Origin of the sequence: Staphylococcus massiliensis CCUG 55927, assembly GCF_000298075.1 — a bacterium.
GTDB classification, from domain to species: domain Bacteria; phylum Bacillota; class Bacilli; order Staphylococcales; family Staphylococcaceae; genus Staphylococcus; species Staphylococcus massiliensis.
In genome coordinates, this window is sequence record NZ_JH815595.1 from 50781 (window position 1) to 69297 (window position 18517).

Here is an 18517-nt window from a genome sequence, read left to right on the forward strand (position 1 = left end):
TAATGAAAGGTTTAATGATTATAGGGAGTGCGCAACAGAACTCTCACACAAGAGCGTTAGGCCAATATTTAATTGGGCAATTTAATACACACGATTGCTGTGATTTAGAAATTTTTGATCTTGCTGAAAAGCCAATTCATACACTAGACTTTACTGGCGTTAATGAAGTGCCTGAAGCATATCAACAACATGCAAAAGAACTTCAAGAAAAAGCGCGTGAAGCGGATTTCTTTATCCTTGGTACGCCGAACTACCATGGTACATTCTCAGGTAACTTGAAAAATGCTTTAGACCATTTAACGATGGACGACTTCAAAATGAAGCCAGTAGGTCTTGTATGTAACAGCGGCGGTATTGTAAGTTCAGAGCCATTATCTCACTTACGCGTAGTCGTAAGAACATTACTCGGCATTGCCGTACCAACTCAAATCGCTACACACGACCATGATTACGGTAAAACAGAAGACGGTAAGCGCTATTTAAAAGACGAAGAATTCCAACTTCGCGCGCGATTATTCGTAGACCAAATCGTATCATTCGTCAACAATGCCCCGTATGATCATTTAAAATAATTTCAATAAGGAAGACGGAAGCTTGAGTGCTTCCGTCTTTTTCATTTGAGCGAGGCTGCGGGTAAGGGCACCGGCCTTCGGTTTGAAGGGTATATGGTTTTGAGGTAAGGGCGCCGTTAGCTCTAAGGATTATGTACGTAGTAGGGAGAAGCGCCGTTATGCGAAAGAAATTTGAAACAATCGCATAAGGGCGCCGTTACGCGAAAGAAATTTGAAACAATCGCATAAGGGAGCCGTTACGCGAAAGAAAATAAAAACAATCGCATAAGGGAGCCGTTACGCGAAAGAAAAATAAAACAATCGCATAAGGGCCCCGTTATGCGAAAGAAAATAAAAACAATCGCATAACGGCCTTTGCACCCTATAGAGATCTAAAATAATTTGTTCACGGACGACTCAACAATCAGGAATTTTCGGTGACGAAAATTTTCCTTGTTACAAAGACTGAATCAAACAATGTAATAAGGACGCCTTATTACAAAGACTGAATCAAACAATGTAACATGGCACCGAAACTATACATACTGACGCTTTAATTTTTACCCTTAACCTAAAGGCGACTGCTAATCCAACTCTTTTCAACTTACCTCAACACACCTGCTCCTTATCAAACAAAAAAAGCCAGTTCATTCTATTAAAGAATGTACCGGCACCTCTATACTTCAAACAAGACCTATCCGCTAAATTAATCGCCTGTCACATACGCTTTTGCATGAGCATTTACAGCTTTCAAGTCAATACCTTGGGCTTTTGCTGCGAAGACACAACCACAGTAACACTGCCTATAAATCTGATAATCGTTACACATTTCAATTGACCTTTGGTAGCCATTATTTTTCTTAAAGTCGCTCGGAAGATACGATGCCTTAAAGTCCTTTTCCACAGAGAGACCCAACTGATTAATAAGTTCGGCGTTCTTCTTTGGCGACAACGTCAACGCGCTTCCGAAATAATCGTAACCTAAGCGATCACTAGCTTCCGCCACGATTTCCAAGCGCATTTCAAAGCAAGCCGTACAACGTAAACCGCCCTCAGGCTCGTCCATCACACCTTTATCCTTCGCCATCTTCATGAACGACTTAGGGTCGTACGGCGCCTCGTAATACTTCACATCCGTGCCAGTTCGCGCATTAAATGCCTCAATAAACGCCTTCTGAACCTTCGCACGACGCAGATACTCATATTTCGGATGAATATTCGAGTTCGCAAAGTAAATCCCGACGTCCGCATGCGCACACAAATATTCGAGCGTAAACGTACTGCACGGCGCACAACAACTATGCAGCAGGATGGAGGGACGCTGGTCATGCCGCGCCCACGACGCAATCATCTTCTTCAAGACCCTATCGTAATTAATCTTCTGATACTTCATCTTCGGTAATATATCATTCGCTGTAATCAGTGTCATCGTCTTCTCCCATAAATTTAAATATATTTTAATATTATATGGTTGTTGTCAATATTTCTACTCCCTTGTGAAAAGCCCTTCACCGATAACTTCATTTATATGTGAAAAGCCCTTATCCAACAACATCACTAATTCAGAAGACCTAAAGTCGGCAGCTACACACAATTTCCGAAGCTCACACGCCTCTTAGCACTATCTCTGTAAAAATCTCTTTGCTAAATCCACGTCTACTTTACCCGTACCAAATCTCCGAACTAAATCATTCCTATCAAGCCATCGTACTCAATCTCCGAACTAAATCATTCCTACCAAGTCATCGTACTCAATCTCCGCTTTAAACCTCTATACTCAATCCTTAACTTCTAAGTTAACAACACGATGGAAGATATCATCGAGTTCAGAAGGGGTTTTGTCAACTTGATATTCATCAACCCATTGTGTCATACCACTTAACAAACCACCGTAGATATAAAAAATCGCATCTTCGGGCACTTTAGGGTCTACAGATATACGGCTCACATTATCCTTAATATCCTTTTTAAATAAATCAATGAAGTGGTTTACAAGTGTTGACCTGAATGCCGCATCGTACATTTGACGGCGTTCGACGTTTTTTGTATTCTCATCCATTAATTTCATAAAAGAGGTAAATGGCGCATTTATACGTGTTTTCAAATCAACCTTAAAATAATCTTCGGTCTTTTCCTTAAATAAATAAAGGAGTAAATCGTATTTATCGTAAAAGTGCTTATAAAACGTTGTCCGATGAACGAGTGCTTCTCTACAAATTTGATTCACAGAAACTGTAGAAAATTCATGTTTCGTCAATAGCTTAAACAAGGCTTCAGACAAAGCTTTCTTAGTTTTAATCACGCGTAAATCTTTGTTGTTCATTCTACACTTCTCCTTTTTTGTAGTTTATCTATACACATATTCGAAAATATACCTATGATATTGTGTTTAAACGCTTTAAAATATGTATAGAGATAATATACAGTGTATGGTTAAACTATAACGTTGAATATAAAAGGGGGCAAATTATGGCTAAGATGTTGTATCGCATAGGGACATTTCTAGCTAAACATAAGTGGATGACGATTTTAGCGTGGGTTATCATACTCGCTGCAATCATTATTCCATTATCGATAAATAAACCACAGTTTCAAAATGATATTAAGATGACTGGACTTCAGTCGCTTGATACGAATGACAAGATTGAAAAGGCTTTTGATCAAGACAGCGAAAAGGCCAACATAAGACTTGTATTTAAAGATAAGAACGAGAAGGGCATAACAAAGCCTGAAGTTACGAAAGATATTAAAGAACTCTTGAAAGACATTAAAGACAATGACAAACACGTTGAATCTGTTGTGGACCCTTACGAGAAAAAGCAAATCAACGAGAAACAAACAACTGCATTTGCGGATGTAAATTATGACGTTTCAATGACGTCTATTGATAAAAAATCTATTGAAAAAGTAAGAGACGCAGCTGAGAAAGTGGAAAGTGATGATTTACAAATCGAAATGACTGGTAACGCGATGAACTCGCAATCAGAAATGGGCGGTGCCTCAGAAGCTATTGGTATCGGTGTCGCATTCGTGATCTTACTTATCACATTCGCATCACTTATTGCGGCAGGTTTACCTATCATCAGTGCACTTGTCGGTTTAGGTAGTGGTGTCGGCATCATCGCATTACTAACGTATGCATTCGATATTCCGAACGTGACACTATCTCTAGCAGTCATGATTGGTTTAGCACTCGGTATTGATTACGCTTTATTCATTCTATTCCGCTTTAAGAAGGTCAAAGCAACTGAGAAAGATCCAATTAAAGCGACAGGTATCGCACTCGGTACAGCAGGTAGTGCCGTGATCTTCGCAGGTATTACTGTACTAATCGCCGTTTGTGGTCTAGGACTTGTAGGCATCGATTTCTTAAGTATGATGGGTTACATGTCAGCGATTACAGTGTTACTCGCTATTTTAAGTGCGATTACATTAATTCCGGCACTTATTAGCGTCTTCCACAAACGCATTAAAGTTAAAGAGAAAGATAAGCATACTGATAATAAAGATAATTTCTGGTCAAAAGTCATTTTAAAACAACCTATTATCGCAGTGTTACTTGGTGTCATCTTACTTGGTGCACTCGCAATTCCTTATTCACACATGCGCTTAGGTATTCCAGACAATGGTATGAAACCGAAAGATTCAACTGAAAAGAAAGCTTACGATATCATTGCAGATGACTTTGGCGAAGGGTTTAACGGCCCAATCGTTATGCTAGCTGACATCTCAGATAAAAAAGATAATCCGCAAGCATTACAAAAAGATTTAGGCGATATTGTAAAACACATTAACGACATGGATAACGTGAAGATGGCGTCTAAACCGCAAATTAGTAAAGATCAAAATCATGCATTAATTACCGTTATTCCTGAAAAGGGACCTAACGCAAAATCTACTGAAAACTTAGTTCACGACTTAAGAGATTATCAAGATGATACGAAAGACAAATACGATATCGATACAGAACTTTCTGGTCAAAGTGTGATTAACATCGATATGTCAGATAAACTTAATCAAGCTATTCCATTATTCGCAGGCGTTATCGTATTACTCGCATTCATCATCTTAATGGTAGTCTTCCGTTCAATCCTTATTCCGTTAAAAGCTGTGCTAGGTTTCGTACTTTCATTACTAGCAACGCTTGGATTTACGACTCTTATCATTCAAGACGGTGTCTTCGCGAACCTCATTGGTATTGATACGACAGGTCCAATACTTGCATTCTTACCGGTAATCACAATTGGGTTATTATTCGGTTTAGCGATGGACTACGAAGTCTTCTTAATGTCTCGTATCCATGAAGCTTATACGTCAACTCAAGATAACGACCGTTCAATCCGTACTGGTATTAAAGAAAGTGGTCCCGTTGTAGTAGCTGCAGCATTAATCATGTTCAGTGTCTTCATCGGCTTCGTATTCCAAAACGATGTCATGATTAAATCAATGGGTATCGCGCTTGCATTTGGTGTCTTATTCGATGCATTCGTAGTCAGAATGACAATCATTCCTGCACTAACAAAACTCTTCGGACGTGCATCATGGTATATGCCTAAATGGTTAAAACGTATTCTACCGCACGTCGATATCGAAGGGCATGCACTTACAAAATCGTTAAAAGACAAGAAATAATATAAGATATAACTTTCGTTAACCTTGCGTAAGGGTTTGGTTGGATTGCTTCAAGTAATCGCCAAGCTCAAGCGCAAGGTTATTTTTATGTATAGGGGTTCGGACTATGTGAAGGGTATTTAAGCCGAGTTAAGAGGGCGAACTTCTAAAATAATAAGGTTAGTTCATGGCATAAATCCTAAACGTGTTTAAGGGGGTCACGACTTCTTTAGGAGTAGGGCGCCCATGCTACATTGTTTGAGAGAGTCTTTGTAACAAGGCGCCCATGCTACATTGTTTGTGTCAGTCTTTGTAACATGGCGCCCATGTTACATTGTTTGAGAGGGTCTTTGTAATAAGAGGTCCATGCTACATTGTTTGTGTCAGTCTTTGTAATAAGGCGCCCATGCTACATTGTTTGAGTAAGTCTCTGTAACAAGGCGTCCATGTTACATTGTTTGAGTCAGTCTTTGTTATAAGGCGCCCATGTTACATTGTTTGAGTAAGTCTCTGTAACAAGGCGCCCATATTACATTGTTTAAGTAAGTCTCTGTAGCAAGGCGCCCATGTTACATTGTTGACGTCAGTCTTTGTAATAAGGAAAATTTTCGTCAACGAAAATTTCTGATTATTGATCCGTTTGTCATACATCTAGCTTTAGATCACTATAGGGTACTTCAGCCGTTATGCGATTGTTTGAAAAATCTTTCGCGTAACAGCTTCCTTATGCGATTGTTTCAAATTTCTATCGCGTAACGGTGTCCTTATGCGATTGTTTAAAATTTCTATCGCATAACGGCTTCCTTATGCGATTGTTTCAAATTTCTATCGCGTAACGGCGTCCTTATGCGATTGTTTCAAATTTCTATCGCGTAACGGTGTCCTTATGCGATTGTTTGAAAAATCTTTCGCACAACAGCACCCTTATGCGATTGTTTAAAATTTCTATCGCATAACGCCCCCCTAAAACAATCGCCTCAAAAATCGATCATCTGACACCTCTCCTTAATAACTCCATTCCGCTCTAATCCTAAAATATCCCAAATTAAAAAAGCCTTCTAAAGTGTTGCACCACTCTAGAAGGCTTTCCTTATATAAAATTTAACGTCCGACCGACGCCAAAACGCACATACGGACCTGAAAAATCCTATTTACGATGTTTCAAACGCGCATAGGCATCATGTTGATGAATAGACTCTTCATTACGGCATTCAATATCAAAGTCATCTAACCATGTTAGCTCAACTAAGTCCGCAGCTACTAAGCGAATTAAATCTTCAACAAATCTTGGATTCTCATAAGCAGTTTCAGTTACATGCTTTTCATCCGGACGCTTTAAGATCGGATACAACAGTGAACTTGCATTCGCTTCCATTGCATCTAAAATAATATCTTTATAGTCATCAATAATTTCTTCTTCTTTATTAATATACGCTTTAACCGTAATGACACCACGTTGATTATGCGCAGAGTACTCACTAATTTCTTTCGAACAAGGGCAAAGCGTCGTTACCATCGCTTTAATTGTAAGTTCTTTACGTGTCACAGTGTCATCTTCAATCGCCATGCCGTACGTTACATCAGCATGCCCAATCGCTTTCATGTTCGTAACAGGGCTAAGGCGGTTAAAGAACCATTTCGCGCTAACATCAAGTCCTGCGTCACGTTGTTCCATTTTGCTTTGTAGACTTTTCAATAATCGATATAAGGTATGAAACTCAAGTTCAATACCATTATCATAATGTTTTTCTACACTCTCTAGAATACGGCTCATGTTAATGCCTTTTTCATCCTGATTTAAACTCGTTGAAAAGCTAAAGTTTCCAGCAGTTTGAAACTGGTCAACTAGCACGGGATAGACAAGGTTCGTAATACCTACTTCCTCGATTTCAAAAAGAAAGTCTTTATGCGTGCTTTGAAGATCAGTCATTTCAGATTTAGTGGTAGGTTTAGTACCTTTAATAGGATCTACAGAGCCAAAATGTTTCCATCTTCCTTCACGTGTAGATAAATCAAATTCAGTCATGCTTTATGCCTCCACCTATCATTCAAAGTTATATGTCCAGTATGTTTCATATTCAAAGAAACCGCGTGTACCTTCAGTAGACGCTTCATCAAGCTGTTTTAATACTGGTTCAGATTGTGATCTATGTGCTTCGAATGCACGAATTTTACGTTCTTTATAGTCTCTAATATCATTTACAACGTCAGGTTCACCAAGAACATCATAGGCATCGTGGCTAAATGCGACTAGTTGAACTTTCGGCCTTTGTGATGCTTCCATACGGCCAATCGTACGTACAACCGCTTCAGCCGTAGCTTCATGGTCAGGGTGAACAGCATGTCCTGGATAGAAAGAAATAACGAGTGATGGATTTACATCATCAATCAATTGTTGAACCATTGCATCTATTTCCTCTTTAGGTTCAAATTCTACAGTTTTATCACGTAATCCCATTTTACGTAAGTCCGTGATACCAATAACATCCATTGCATCTTCAAGTTCTTTTTCGCGAATTTTAGCTAACGATTCGCGTGTAGCAAAAGGTGGGTTACCTAAGTTACGGCCCATTTGACCGAGCGTTAAACATGCATACGTTACAGGCACACCACTGTCTACATATTTAGCTAAAGTTGCAGCAGATGAGAATGTTTCATCATCTGGATGTGGGAAAATTACGAGTACGTGTCGTTCTAAAGACATGTCATCTTCCTCCTATATTTGAAAAGGCTTTTCGCTGATTTGAAGTGAAGCAGCAAGTTTACCTTCATAATTTAAGCCTGAAATTAAAAATTCATCATCTTCGTTAACCTCAAAGTGAGTAAGACCTTGAACATAAACCCATCCATTGTTGTTTAATTTTAAACCAACACGGTACGGATCATTAAGTCCGCCTTTTAATTCAGCATGCGTAAACGTTACTTCAATATTACGTAAGAACGTTCCCGCATTAAAGACACGATCATCGAAATGACTCGCATAAGAGCCATTCGTTGTTTCAACGTGTAGGTAAACAGGTTTATTTTCATAGGATTCTAATAAAGATTGCACTTTATCTTTGTTAATCGGTTCCAACGCTTTCACTCCTTGCATTGTATATCTTACTATTCTACTAAAAAAAGAGAGGGAAATGTACCTCTCTGCTCAATTTTTAAAAAGCAACGTATCTCATTTATTTGCATTCTTATACATTAGCACGATTAAATCATAACATACTATATATTGGTTGAGATATCCCCCATTATAATGAAAATGAGCGACCTCTTCATTGACTGTAAAAAGCTACATGATATATTAAAGATGAAATTGTCACTGCACTTTGATAAGTACGACTATAACCGACTGAACATGCATCGTTTTTGAAATCGGCGAATGGAGGTATCTTTTTTGAAAATAACAAACCTTGGCACAAGAAGTTATGCTTCATTTTATGTCGCTTGTGAAATATATAAAACCATCTTACACTGCCCAACTTGTAAATTAGGACTTGCCACGGGTGGTACAATGGTAGATATCTACAAGTTTTTAGTAGACCTTTTAAAGAGAAATCAATTAGACGTCTCTCAACTCGAAACATTCAATCTAGATGAATATGTTGGTTTAGACGGCACGCATGAAGCAAGTTATCGTTACTACATGAACGATATTTTATTCAAACAATATGATGGCTTTACAGAATCGCTACTTCATATTCCTAACGGCGTTGCGCCTGATCTTGAACAGGAAGCTCATCGCTATGAACAACTTATAAATGAGAAAGGACCAGTCGATGTCCAAATTTTAGGCATCGGTGAGAACGGTCATATCGGCTTTAACGAACCTGGAACAGACATGCATAGCGTGACGCACATCGTAGATCTCACTGAAAGTACAATCGAAGCAAATAGCCGCTTCTTTGAAACACGTGATGACGTTCCTAAACAGGCGATATCCATGGGCCTTTCTTCTATTTTAAAAGCCAAACGTATAATTCTAGTTGCTTTTGGTGAAAAGAAACAAAAAGCTATCGAAGCACTCATTAAAGGGGACGTTACGAAAGACGTACCTGCAACCATTCTTCATGCACACCCGAACGTAGAAGTTTATGTCGATGACGGAGCCATGCCAGATAAAGAAAAATAAGGAGCAATAACCGTGATATTCTTTTTCGATTTACTAACTTACTATAACCCGTTTACCGTGTGCGATAGACGACATTTAAAGAAACTAGGTAAATCTTTGAAACAACAATCTAAAGTGGGGTACACTTTTATTTCAAAAAATGCGAATTTAAGACAACGAAAGTTTATTACAAGACGTATCAAAAAGTGATATATTGAAACTAAAAAATACGTAGCGCATGTGCTACGTATTTTTTTAATTTTATGAATACGCCATAAGTAAAGCTTTAAAACGTTTAGTGCTTGGATAATAACTACTTCCATCCATCTACTCAAACCCTATAAAGGCATATCGGCGTCTACCATCTTTCATCTTACCTTCCGCATCCATAAATGAGTAATTTAATAGTTTGTAACGCTTTCGGTCTAAAATACGCTTACCCATAAACGTTTTCATCGGCTTAACGCCAACTTTAAAATTAAACTTATATTTCGTTTTACCGTCTTCATTAATCTCCTTAATATAGGGTTGTTTACGTTTCTTGTTCACTTTATATACAGCAACAATAATCCCATTATGCGGGTGAACGGCGAGTATATAGTCGATCTTTTTAGCACGTGATTCACTGGTTTCAATTTGACATAGTACATGATTTTGTATACGGCTCGACAAAGGGTTCTTTAAGTGGTGCAATTTTATTTCTTCGCCTGGTTCGACTTTGACCACGAGAACATTATAAATAATATCTCGTGCTTCTAAAGTTTCGTGTTTCATCGTTAGTTGAAGGTCAGCACCGATACCGTAGAAATGATTGTAGCTCGAAGGTACCACATTGCCGTGATGATTCGCGTTGATGCTAAAGAACTTCGTACTCACGTGTGATCTAAGTTCACTAGGCGATATCATTTGATGATGGTTCATAAATGCCTGTTGAATCTTGCTTGCTTCACGTTCTGTTAAATCATTCATAATGATACTTTTCGACAGTTTTAAATGACCTTTCTCTCGAATATCGATTAACTTATTTTGAAGCTTAACACCATAGGCACCAAGCATTTCGCGATGACCATCAAAATCGCTATAATAAAGAGATTGATTCGAATATCCAATATGTAATAAATCATGACGGTCTAAATCATATAGCGCATAAACATAGTACCTACTTAACTCAAGCTTGTCATAATCGATAAGTAGGTCGGTTTTATCATCAATTTCATATTTATGAATCGTTGGTAATACAAGATGTTTCTCTAGATCTCTATGATAATCGTCTACAAAACGACGTTCATAAAGCGACCGGAATTCATCTACAAACCTGAATCCTGTTTTAGATATACGCATCACGTTTTGGCCTTTGATGTGATCGACGAGACCGTATTGTAATAAGATGCGCAGTATTTTAGTGATTTGACCATCGAGTATCAAACTATCTTCAAGAATGCGATTTCTGTAGACCTCTTGCTTAAATTTCATTTCAAAGAATTGAGCTGTGTTGATAAGTTTCGTATCACTGATTCGTATCGCAACCTTATCAGGCGACATTTCGTAAAGTACTCTCAGTAAGAAATAATGCTCATAGTTAAAATTATCTTTATTATGATTATCTAGAAATACACGGATTTCTTGCATTAAATATTCAACGCTATCAAAGGACGTATAGAAAAAGGACTTAATTGGTTTATAAAAGATTTTATTGCGATGATCACTAATACGAAAGGTGATAAAACGTGCTTTTTCGCGTTCCATAATCGTGATGTAGAACGACTGTCTTTTCTTCGAACGGTCCACAGTTATTAAAGTCTCGTCATTCTTAAGATGCTGCTTCATCTCATCTTCTAAAATGTTCAAGAAACGATCTGATTTCGTATTAATTTCCTGCTTTTCATAATACATACCATCACCCTCAACATGCTTTGATATACTATAATGTTATCATATATGCGACATAATTTTGTGATATCAAATAATCGCTAAAATTCAAAAGGGTTCCGTCTAATGAACGTCTAAATTAATGCAATCACACGTTCTTGCACGCAATTACCACTTTACACGCTTTATCCATTTTATTCGCATACTATTTGGGTCTATAATAGACACATTAGTAGAAATTTACGCGTATGGAGGATTAAATTGGGATTACTTACCACTTACTTAAACCACGTCCAATCACAACCGAATAAATGCGCGCTCTTAATAGACGACAAACGTATTAGCTATCGTCAGCTTCATGACGACGTTCTTAAAGTGTTTGAATCACTTCCTCTCTTTGAAAAGGGAAGTCGTATAGGCATCGCCATACATCAACCGGAACGCTTTACCGTATGGTATCTCGCGGTGCTTTTCAAGGGTGGGGTTCCATGTGTTTGTGACGCAATGTGGAAGGCTTCTCGGTTAGAAGACGTTCAAGAAGCATACGGTTTTGCCTATTTAGTGAATCAACACGAAGATATAGTCGCTTGCAAGAATGCTTATACAAAGCATCAACCTGACACCTTACATATCAGCTTTACGTCAGGCACGACAGGCACACCTAAGGCATATGTGCGTTCTCTGGCGTCATGGATTGCTTCATTTAAGGAAAATGACAAACTTTTTGATGACGCACCAGACGTCCTTATCGCGCCAGGACCTCATGCTCACTCGTTAACTTTATATGCGATTGTGTACGCGCTATATAAAGGACTCACTTTTATAGGCCAAACGCAATTTAATGCATCGTTACTCTCAGAAACCGTTCAACTAGTAGACGGGAAGAAGGCCGCTTTCTTAGTGCCAACCATGATTCTATCGATTGTTGCGCAACGTCCAATGCCCGATATTGAAACGCTATTATCATCAGGCGCTAAATTACCACCTTCGTTGTTCGAAGGCATTCAACATGAGCGACCTCATACACGCGTGATTGAATTCTTTGGTACCTCTGAAGCAAGTTTCATCAGTTACAATGCGAACCAAGCGGCACCAAGCCATTCCGTGGGGCAATTATTTTCAAATGTTGAGGCACATTTAGACAACCCTGATTCAGATGGTGTGGGACGCCTCCTAGTGAAAGGCCCTATGACGTTTAGTGGCTATCTGAACCAAACTGACGACGATGAGTGGATTGAAACGGGCGATTACGCGTCCATCGACGACCATCAATACCTCTATTTACACGGTCGTTTAAGTGACAGAATGAATATTGGTGGTAAGAATGTTTACCCTGAAGAAATCGAACGTTATGTATTGCAACATGATCACATTCAAGAGGTAGTGTGTTTCAGCATTCCGCACCGTTCGCTAGGTGAAATCATTATTTTACTCTTTACTTCCAATTCAAAAGTCACGCCTCTAGAAATACGTGAGTATTGTAAGAAAGGCTTAGAGCGTTATAAAAGGCCTTTTAAAGTAAAGGAAGTTCAAAACTTAACGCATACGCATAGTGGTAAGATCGCGCGTCACATGCTACGTGCGCAGTATTTGGAAGGAGCGTTAGAATGAATCAACCGATAATTGTCTATGCAAAACGTACGCCGATAGGTAAGTATGGTGGCATGTTAAGCCATATTGAACCGGAATATCTTGTTAAAGCACTGATTGAAGATTTACGTGATACGCATCCAACTGTGGTTGATGAAGTTAATGACGTCATCCTCGGTAACGTGGTTGGAAATGGTGGTAACATTGCGCGGAAGGCCTTACTTGAAGCAGGGTTAAGTGAGACGATTCCTGGCATGACAATCGATCGTCAGTGCGGTTCTGGGCTAGAAACGATTCATACCGCATGTCGTATGATTCAAGCGGGTGCAGGTGATATGTATATTGCGGGTGGTGTCGAAAGTACGAGTCGTGCACCGTGGAAGATTAAACGACCTCAATCTGTTTATGAAACAGCGATGCCTGAAATATTTGAACGTGCGGCCTTTGCGCCAGACGGCATGGATCCATCGATGATTGAAGCGGCTGAAAATGTCGCAAAGCAGTATGGTATCTGTCGTGAAGACCAAGACCAATTTGCTTATGATAGTCATCAGAAGACATTGAAAGCGGTCGAGGCAGGGTTCTTTGAGCGTGAAATCGTACCACTACGTATCAAAGGTACAATTGTTACACACGATGAAAGTGTGAAGCCGCGATTAACGATGCGTATACTGTCACGGTTCAAACCTTTACTTGCAGGCGGCACTGTTACGGTAGGTAATAGTTGCATGAAGAATGATGGTGCTGGGATTGTTCTTGTAATGCGTGCAGACAAGGCACGTGACTTAGGTATTAAAGAGGGATTACAATTTATAAATGCAAGTGTGAAAGGCGTAGACCCAACGCTACTAGGTATTGGTCCCATTCCAGCAGTAAAAGACCTCCTTAAGAAGGAAGGGCTTGAGATAGAAGATATTGACGCTGTTGAATTTAACGAAGCCTTTAGTTCACAAGTGCTCGCATCTACACGTGCGCTCAATATACCTATGGAAAGGCTTAATCAATACGGGGGTGCGCTCGCGACGGGGCATCCGTATGGTGCGAGTGGTGCGTTACTTGTATGTCGTTTATTTCACATGGCACATTGTCGCTTTGGGCTCGCGACTTTAGGAATTGGAGGCGGTATTGGTCATGCGACATTATTTAGAAGATGGAAAAGTTGAAGTGATTGAAGGGGCCTTTTCAAAAGAGGAAGTTGAAGCATACACGTCCATCTTTGGATTAGATGATCGAGACGGGGTACCACCGTTGTATCTCGCAAGCGTCTGGCCGAAGTTTAAAATGTTTCAACCATTTCATCGAGCTGAAATCCTACTTCTAAAGACGTCAGTCTCGGTCCATGATATATTAGAGGTGCACACATCGTATCGATTCCAATTAACGCACATTAGGACGAAGGTATTGAGAGGTAGCATCTACTACACATTTAAGCTTTCAGTATTTAAGCAATCAACGCTCATCGTTGAAGTCACTCAAACGTTCGTTCAATCGGAGGTGTCTCATGAAATTTTCAGCTGAGGATGTTCAAAGATATCTGAAATGTGTTCATGATGCGAATCCGATTCATCACTCAATTGTACCGGGGCAGTTAATCGTTCAATATATTATTAAGGATTGTCATGATTATTACGAGGTTAAGTACTTACGTCCAGTTGGTGTGAATGAAGACATTCGTGTGGTAAGTCATGATAGTGGGTATGTTTGTCAGAATGCATTTGGGGAAGATGTGATTCGTATCGTCATTAAATAAAGGGGGGAATCTTGAATGTCTAAGACCGTTAAGGATTGGTTAATCGCAATTGTAATCGGCGTAATCATCGCTTTCTTGTTGAATTATTTCGTAATGAAAAAGTACACAGTACAAGGCGATTCAATGGATCCAACCTTTAAAAATGGCGAATAATTAATCATCAATAAATTATCCGTTACCTTTAATCGCGTAGACCGTGGAGATGTTATCGTCTTTCATGCTGATCGTGATCATGATTATATTAAAAGATTAATTGGTAAACCGGGAGATACCGTCTCTTATAAGAACGATCAACTTTACATAAATGGTAAAAAGATACAAGAACCTTATTTAGAGGAGAATAAAAAACATAAGTATACTGATACACTTACAGAAGACTTTACGGTCGAAGTTATTAAAGGTGCCAAACAAGGTCAGAAAGAAATACCTAAAGGTAAGTATCTTGTACTAGGAGATAACCGTGCAATCAGTAAGGATAGTCGTGGTCAACACGGAATTGGCTTTGTGTCAAAGGACCAAGTAGTAGGCACAGCGCTAATAAGATTCTATCCGCTTGATCGGTTTGATATAGGCTTTGGCTCTAAGGATTTCGAGAAGGTTAATTAAGGGAAAGCAATGGGGCAACTTAAATATATAAAACGAATATTAAATTGCGCTATAATATATATGTAAAAACGCCGCATGCTGGTATACGTGACGCTTTATAAGCCCGTTTTTGACGGTGGCTTAGGTTATCAATTAACTATCTTTAGCCAAAGTGATTTGCACCCCTAAAGTTGAATTCTACGTTCAACCTTAGGGGTGCATTTCATTGTATAAGTTAGTTATTATTTTTAAATATCCTTTTCACATCGGTGCGCCTCATCATCGGGTTCAGCATGTACATACAATGATACAATCCCTTGTTCATTCATATGACATTCCACGTTATCACAAATACGGTGCGCTTCAGTAATCGTCATATTAGGATCGACCGTAATAACCACATCTAAGAAGACGTTACTACCATGATAGCGTCCTTTAACACTCGGTACAGAGCAAACGCCCTCAACAGAAAGTACTTCATGCTTATATTCATCTAAATCCTTCTCATTAAATCCATCACTTAACGTGAATATCGCGACTCTAAAAATACCATAGCCAGTATACATAATTAATAACCCTAAGATACAGGCAAGAATGGTATCGACAATAGGTAGGCCAAATTGTGTAAAGATAAGTCCTACAGCAGTACCAATACTCACAAGTCCGTCTGATAAGTTGTCTTTAGCTGCTGATGACAGCGAACTACTTTTGGTCTTTTCAGCAAGTTGACGATTATAAAGGTAAACACCAATCATCACTAAACCGCTCGCTAAACTGACGTAAATCGTTAAAGGATTCGGTGTTTCATATTTCTTAGCAAAGACGTTAGCACCATTCGTGATGAGGACTTCAAGACCTACGAACATAATAATAAAAGAAACGAGTAACGCCGAGATGTTCTCGCTTTTTAAATGACCATATGGATGGTTACTATCAGGGGGCTTAATCGAAATCTTTAAACCTACGAGCACAGCAATTGAAACGAGGATGTCAGTAATATTATTAAAGCTATCTGCACGTATGGCAGCGGAACTATAGATGTACCCTACAATATATTTAATAATTGAAAGTATGATGTAAACGACTAAACTTAAGTAAGCGCCTTTTTGCGCCTCTTGTAGGTTATGTTTCGCGTGCATGATAGACACCCCTAACGACTTGATTGAATCAATATTATCTCTATAAATGTCACCGAATTCAACTATTTAACTTAACACTATAATGCTAACATATAAATATTTGTAAAGTATGTATAAGCAGACACATCATGCATGTTTTCCACTTTTTTGAAAAGCCCTTTAAATAAGATACGCTTCAGCGGGTTTAAAAGGACTTTTCCACGAAAAAAAGACCCCTCAATTACGCAATATCCATTGAGAGGGGCCTTTTATTATAAGTATTATTTGGAACAGTTACATGGGTGAAAAGTTAGGGGTAGCTACGTCTTGTGTAGCTACTTTGTATTATAGAGAATTTTTAAAAAATTTACATGCGTCTTTCGTCCCATATTTATATCAGGCTTTAATATGATACGATTTAGAAAACTTAAATTTGCGAAATAGACCTTAATTCTTATAAAATATAATGATGAATAGTATATATTTCAATTACGTTTATTTAGAATCGAGGAACGACAATGAGAAGTGAAAAAGTTTGTTGGCGAGATTTGTGGATCGTGCCACTTTATTTTGTATTAAGTTTCTTACTCCCATTTATATTTGCAATCATTTACACGCTTACGCATCCAGTAGACATCAACCATATTGAACAAGAAATCCCTGAGTCACTATTTATTTATAGTTCTTTAATAAGTTTAGCGTTAGTATTACTTACATACTATCTCATGCATATTAAAGGGTTCTTTACGCGTTCAATTAATGGGATTAAATCCGTTAAGCACTTTGTGCTACTAATCATTATCGGGTACCTTGGCATAATGGCATACAACATGTTCTCAGGGTGGTTTATGGAACTTATGCCTGAACACTTACAAGTTAAAGATTCGCTCAACCAACAATTAATAGAACAATCCTTTGAAGAACGATCTTTATGGCCCGCACTTTTTGTTGATATCGTACTCTTAGCGCCGATCATTGAAGAATTAATCTTCAGACACGTACTGATTGGCGAGCTAGGTAAAAAACTTAACTTTAAAGTCATGAGCGTCGTCTCAGTAATTGGATTTACGGCATTACACGTTATCGGAGGCACGTCGCCTTTAGAATTCATCTTTTACATAGGGATGGCTGCGATTATCGTGTATGTATACAATAAATCAGGCCGTAACCTTGCGATATCCATCGCGTTACACATGTTAAATAACTTTATCTCATATATCATCATTATATTTGAGCAATTGTTAAGTTAATCTCATTAGAAAAAGCCCATTAACCGACGTAAAGCGGTTAGTGGGCTCATTTTTTAAATGAAATGATTAAATTTCAGTAACTTCAACTTCGATTTTTTCAACACGGTTTGAAGCGCCGTGGTCTACAGGACCTACGAAATCATTCATCTTCCAACCATTCTTAATTGCAGAAGCAACAAAGGCTTTTGCATTAATGACAGCGTCTTTAGGTGATTCGCCATTTGCAAGGTTCGCTGTCGTAGCAGCAGCAAACGTACAACCTGCACCGTGGTTATAACTTTGTTGGAACATATCCGTTGTTAATTGATAGAACGTTTCACCATCATAATATAAATCATAAGACTTATCTTGGTCTAATGCTTTACCACCTTTAATCACAACGTGTTTCGCACCTTGTTCATGAATGACTTTAGCCGCTTCTTTCATATCGTCTAAAGATTTCAACGTACCTAAATTAGATAGTTGACCTGCTTCAAATAAGTTAGGTGTTACAACTGTTGCTTTAGGTAGTAAATGGTTAATCATTGCTTCAGTATTTCCTGGATTTAATACTTCGTCTTCGCCTTTACAAACCATTACCGGGTCTACAACGAAGTATTTAGCGCCTGATTCTTCAAAGGCTTCACCAGCACGTTTAATAATTTCTTCAGTACCAAGCATACCTGTTTTTATAGCATCTGGACCGATAGATACCGCAGTTTCGATTTGGCGTTCAATTGTTTCGAATGGAATTGGTGTAACGTGGTGAGACCATGTTTCCTTATCCATTGTAACGATACCGCAAAGTACGACCATGCCGTACGTGTTTAATTCTTGGAATGTTTTTAAATCTGCTTGCATACCAGCGCCAGCACTAGTGTCAGAACCAGCGATTGTTAATACTTTATTTAATGCCATGTTTATTACGCTCCTTTTTAAGGTTTCATATTTAAGGACTTAAGATAAATTACGATATAGTTAATATAATTTCAGATGAATGATGCAATTTCTGTTACAGCATGCTTTCCTGGGGCGTGGCTGGAGCCTGTAGTCTCCAGACTCACGCTACTCCCCTAGGAGTCAGCTGTATGGAAATCGCATCAATACCTTTA

The 18517-nt window shown here is 38.7% G+C and carries 16 protein-coding genes and 1 pseudogene; 9 read left to right on the forward strand and 8 right to left on the reverse strand.

Going from position 1 to position 18517, the window contains the following annotated elements:
- The first annotated feature begins 2 nt into the window (after positions 1 to 2).
- Positions 3 to 572 carry an NADPH-dependent FMN reductase gene (locus tag A33S_RS0109910; RefSeq protein ID WP_009383864.1) on the forward strand — a complete coding sequence of 190 codons (570 nt, stop codon included), beginning with the start codon at positions 3 to 5 and terminating at the stop codon, positions 570 to 572.
- A 685-nt stretch (positions 573 to 1257) separates the two neighbouring features.
- Here A33S_RS0109910 and A33S_RS0109915 read toward each other — a convergent pair.
- Both A33S_RS0109915 and A33S_RS0109920 read right to left on the reverse strand, forming a co-directional pair.
- Positions 1258 to 1974 carry an epoxyqueuosine reductase QueH gene (locus A33S_RS0109915; protein WP_026049003.1) on the reverse strand — a complete coding sequence of 239 codons (717 nt, stop codon included), beginning with the start codon at positions 1972 to 1974 and terminating at the stop codon, positions 1258 to 1260.
- Positions 1975 to 2328: 354 nt separating this feature from the next.
- Entirely contained in the window at positions 2329 to 2874 is a 546-nt protein-coding gene (locus A33S_RS0109920) for a TetR/AcrR family transcriptional regulator (protein ID WP_009383866.1), read from the reverse strand.
- 146 nt (positions 2875 to 3020) lie between these two features.
- Here A33S_RS0109920 and A33S_RS0109925 point away from each other — a divergent pair, with 146 nt between their 5' ends.
- Positions 3021 to 5183, forward strand: coding sequence for an MMPL family transporter (locus A33S_RS0109925; protein WP_017176810.1), 2163 nt, complete (start codon positions 3021 to 3023; stop codon positions 5181 to 5183).
- Between the two features lie 1126 nt (positions 5184 to 6309).
- Here A33S_RS0109925 and folE2 read toward each other — a convergent pair.
- The 3 genes from folE2 to A33S_RS0109940 are packed head-to-tail and all read right to left on the reverse strand — an operon-like array spanning position 6310 to position 8256.
- Complete coding sequence (gene folE2, locus A33S_RS0109930) at positions 6310 to 7188, reverse strand: GTP cyclohydrolase FolE2 (RefSeq protein ID WP_017176811.1); 879 nt, start codon at positions 7186 to 7188, stop codon at positions 6310 to 6312.
- A gap of 18 nt (positions 7189 to 7206) precedes the next feature.
- Positions 7207 to 7866, reverse strand: a complete 660-nt coding sequence (gene bshB2, locus A33S_RS0109935; RefSeq protein ID WP_009383870.1) for a bacillithiol biosynthesis deacetylase BshB2 — start codon at positions 7864 to 7866, stop codon at positions 7207 to 7209.
- A 12-nt stretch (positions 7867 to 7878) separates the two neighbouring features.
- The gene (locus A33S_RS0109940; RefSeq protein ID WP_412093819.1) at positions 7879 to 8256 is read right to left on the reverse strand and encodes a YojF family protein; all 378 of its coding nucleotides are present in this window, start codon (positions 8254 to 8256) and stop codon (positions 7879 to 7881) included.
- Positions 8257 to 8550: 294 nt separating this feature from the next.
- On the opposite strand from A33S_RS0109940, the gene nagB reads away from it, so the two are divergent.
- Positions 8551 to 9285 carry a glucosamine-6-phosphate deaminase gene (gene nagB, locus A33S_RS0109945; protein WP_009383872.1) on the forward strand — a complete coding sequence of 245 codons (735 nt, stop codon included), beginning with the start codon at positions 8551 to 8553 and terminating at the stop codon, positions 9283 to 9285.
- A gap of 306 nt (positions 9286 to 9591) precedes the next feature.
- On the opposite strand, the gene A33S_RS0109950 is transcribed toward nagB, so the two are convergent.
- Positions 9592 to 11157 carry a hypothetical protein gene (locus tag A33S_RS0109950; protein WP_017176812.1) on the reverse strand — a complete coding sequence of 522 codons (1566 nt, stop codon included), beginning with the start codon at positions 11155 to 11157 and terminating at the stop codon, positions 9592 to 9594.
- Between the two features lie 237 nt (positions 11158 to 11394).
- On the opposite strand from A33S_RS0109950, the gene A33S_RS0109955 reads away from it, so the two are divergent.
- The 5 genes and pseudogenes from A33S_RS0109955 to lepB all read left to right on the forward strand — a co-directional run bounded on the left by A33S_RS0109955 (position 11395) and on the right by lepB (position 15079).
- Positions 11395 to 12744 carry an AMP-binding protein gene (locus tag A33S_RS0109955; protein ID WP_009383874.1) on the forward strand — a complete coding sequence of 450 codons (1350 nt, stop codon included), beginning with the start codon at positions 11395 to 11397 and terminating at the stop codon, positions 12742 to 12744.
- On the forward strand, positions 12741 to 13886 hold the full coding sequence (locus tag A33S_RS0109960; protein ID WP_009383875.1) for a thiolase family protein: 1146 nt from the start codon (positions 12741 to 12743) through the stop codon (positions 13884 to 13886). Before A33S_RS0109955 ends, A33S_RS0109960 begins: the two co-directional genes overlap by 4 nt.
- Positions 13855 to 14241, forward strand: coding sequence for a hypothetical protein (locus A33S_RS0109965; protein ID WP_235044507.1), 387 nt, complete (start codon positions 13855 to 13857; stop codon positions 14239 to 14241). Before A33S_RS0109960 ends, A33S_RS0109965 begins: the two co-directional genes overlap by 32 nt.
- The gene (locus A33S_RS0109970; RefSeq protein ID WP_009383877.1) at positions 14225 to 14473 is read left to right on the forward strand and encodes a hypothetical protein; all 249 of its coding nucleotides are present in this window, start codon (positions 14225 to 14227) and stop codon (positions 14471 to 14473) included. The genes A33S_RS0109965 and A33S_RS0109970 overlap by 17 nt, the downstream gene beginning before the upstream one ends.
- A gap of 15 nt (positions 14474 to 14488) precedes the next feature.
- Positions 14489 to 15079 (forward strand): annotated as a pseudogene (gene lepB / locus A33S_RS11860) (signal peptidase I).
- Positions 15080 to 15306: 227 nt separating this feature from the next.
- Here the strand turns inward: lepB and A33S_RS0109980 are convergent.
- On the reverse strand, positions 15307 to 16197 hold the full coding sequence (locus A33S_RS0109980) for a cation diffusion facilitator family transporter (RefSeq protein ID WP_009383879.1): 891 nt from the start codon (positions 16195 to 16197) through the stop codon (positions 15307 to 15309).
- 497 nt (positions 16198 to 16694) lie between these two features.
- Between A33S_RS0109980 and A33S_RS0109985 the strand changes: the two genes are divergently transcribed.
- On the forward strand, positions 16695 to 17426 hold the full coding sequence (locus A33S_RS0109985; RefSeq protein WP_009383880.1) for a CPBP family intramembrane glutamic endopeptidase: 732 nt from the start codon (positions 16695 to 16697) through the stop codon (positions 17424 to 17426).
- Positions 17427 to 17492: 66 nt separating this feature from the next.
- Here the strand turns inward: A33S_RS0109985 and thiD are convergent, their stop codons facing one another.
- Entirely contained in the window at positions 17493 to 18323 is an 831-nt protein-coding gene (thiD, locus tag A33S_RS0109990; protein WP_009383881.1) for a bifunctional hydroxymethylpyrimidine kinase/phosphomethylpyrimidine kinase, read from the reverse strand.
- Positions 18324 to 18517 lie beyond the last annotated feature (194 nt).

Excerpts from the sequence above, each read along its gene's own strand:
- A33S_RS0109910 (WP_009383864.1), top strand. The coding sequence starts at position 3 with ATGAAAGGTTTAATGATTATAGGGAGTGCGCAACAGAACTCTCACACA.
- A33S_RS0109920 (WP_009383866.1), bottom strand. The coding sequence starts at position 2,874 with ATGAACAACAAAGATTTACGCGTGATTAAAACTAAGAAAGCTTTGTCT.
- A33S_RS0109925 (WP_017176810.1), top strand. The coding sequence starts at position 3,021 with ATGGCTAAGATGTTGTATCGCATAGGGACATTTCTAGCTAAACATAAG.
- folE2 (WP_017176811.1), bottom strand. The coding sequence starts at position 7,188 with ATGACTGAATTTGATTTATCTACACGTGAAGGAAGATGGAAACATTTT.
- bshB2 (WP_009383870.1), bottom strand. The coding sequence starts at position 7,866 with ATGTCTTTAGAACGACACGTACTCGTAATTTTCCCACATCCAGATGAT.
- A33S_RS0109940 (WP_412093819.1), bottom strand. The coding sequence starts at position 8,256 with ATGCAAGGAGTGAAAGCGTTGGAACCGATTAACAAAGATAAAGTGCAA.
- A33S_RS0109950 (WP_017176812.1), bottom strand. The coding sequence starts at position 11,157 with ATGTATTATGAAAAGCAGGAAATTAATACGAAATCAGATCGTTTCTTG.
- A33S_RS0109960 (WP_009383875.1), top strand. The coding sequence starts at position 12,741 with ATGAATCAACCGATAATTGTCTATGCAAAACGTACGCCGATAGGTAAG.
- A33S_RS0109965 (WP_235044507.1), top strand. The coding sequence starts at position 13,855 with ATGCGACATTATTTAGAAGATGGAAAAGTTGAAGTGATTGAAGGGGCC.
- A33S_RS0109970 (WP_009383877.1), top strand. The coding sequence starts at position 14,225 with ATGAAATTTTCAGCTGAGGATGTTCAAAGATATCTGAAATGTGTTCAT.
- A33S_RS0109980 (WP_009383879.1), bottom strand. The coding sequence starts at position 16,197 with ATGCACGCGAAACATAACCTACAAGAGGCGCAAAAAGGCGCTTACTTA.
- A33S_RS0109985 (WP_009383880.1), top strand. The coding sequence starts at position 16,695 with ATGAGAAGTGAAAAAGTTTGTTGGCGAGATTTGTGGATCGTGCCACTT.
- thiD (WP_009383881.1), bottom strand. The coding sequence starts at position 18,323 with ATGGCATTAAATAAAGTATTAACAATCGCTGGTTCTGACACTAGTGCT.